The 1,195-nt window shown below is 53.0% G+C and carries 1 protein-coding gene; it reads left to right on the forward strand.

What is annotated here, in order from left to right:
* The first annotated feature begins 68 nt into the window (after positions 1-68).
* A complete protein-coding gene (locus OOJ60_RS24460; RefSeq protein ID WP_000019402.1) occupies positions 69-1,049 on the forward strand; it encodes an IS5-like element IS5 family transposase in 981 nt (326 codons plus the stop codon).
* Positions 1,050-1,195 lie beyond the last annotated feature (146 nt).

Below are 1,195 nucleotides of genomic sequence, written 5' to 3' on the forward strand. Positions count from 1 at the left end.
GGAAGGTGCGAACAAGTCCCTGATATGAGATCATGTTTGTCATCTGGAGCCATGGAACAGGGTTCATCATGAGTCATCAACTTACCTTCGCCGACAGTGAATTCAGCAGTAAGCGCCGTCAGACCAGAAAAGAGATTTTCTTGTCCCGCATGGAGCAGATTCTGCCATGGCAAAACATGGTGGAAGTCATCGAGCCGTTTTACCCCAAGGCTGGTAATGGCCGGCGACCTTATCCGCTGGAAACCATGCTACGCATTCACTGCATGCAGCATTGGTACAACCTGAGCGATGGCGCGATGGAAGATGCTCTGTACGAAATCGCCTCCATGCGTCTGTTTGCCCGGTTATCCCTGGATAGCGCCTTGCCTGACCGCACCACCATCATGAATTTCCGCCACCTGCTGGAGCAGCATCAACTGGCCCGCCAATTGTTCAAGACCATCAATCGCTGGCTGGCCGAAGCAGGCGTCATGATGACTCAAGGCACCTTGGTCGATGCCACCATCATTGAGGCACCCAGCTCGACCAAGAACAAAGAGCAGCAACGCGATCCGGAGATGCATCAGACCAAGAAAGGCAATCAATGGCACTTTGGCATGAAGGCCCACATTGGTGTCGATGCCAAGAGTGGCCTGACCCACAGCCTAGTCACCACCGCGGCCAACGAGCATGACCTCAATCAGCTGGGTAATCTGCTGCATGGAGAGGAGCAATTTGTCTCAGCCGATGCCGGCTACCAAGGGGCGCCACAGCGCGAGGAGCTGGCCGAGGTGGATGTGGACTGGCTGATCGCCGAGCGCCCCGGCAAGGTAAGAACCTTGAAACAGCATCCACGCAAGAACAAAACGGCCATCAACATCGAATACATGAAAGCCAGCATCCGGGCCAAGGTGGAGCACCCATTTCGCATCATCAAGCGACAGTTCGGCTTCGTGAAAGCCAGATACAAGGGGTTGCTGAAAAACGATAACCAACTGGCGATGTTATTCACGCTGGCCAACCTGTTTCGGGCGGACCAAATGATACGTCAGTGGGAGAGATCTCACTAAAAACTGGGGATAACGCCTTAAATGGCGAAGAAACGGTCTAAATAGGCTGATTCAAGGCATTTACGGGAGAAAAAATCGGCTCAAACATGAAGAAATGAAATGACTGAGTCAGCCGAGAAGAATTTCCCCGCTTATTCGCACCTTCC

The organism is Citrobacter sp. R4, assembly GCF_026719175.1.
Lineage (GTDB): Bacteria > Pseudomonadota > Gammaproteobacteria > Enterobacterales > Enterobacteriaceae > Citrobacter_A > Citrobacter_A sedlakii.

Coding starts and splice junctions, on each gene's coding strand:
- OOJ60_RS24460 (WP_000019402.1), top strand. CDS start 69: ATGAGTCATCAACTTACCTTCGCCGACAGTGAATTCAGCAGTAAGCGC.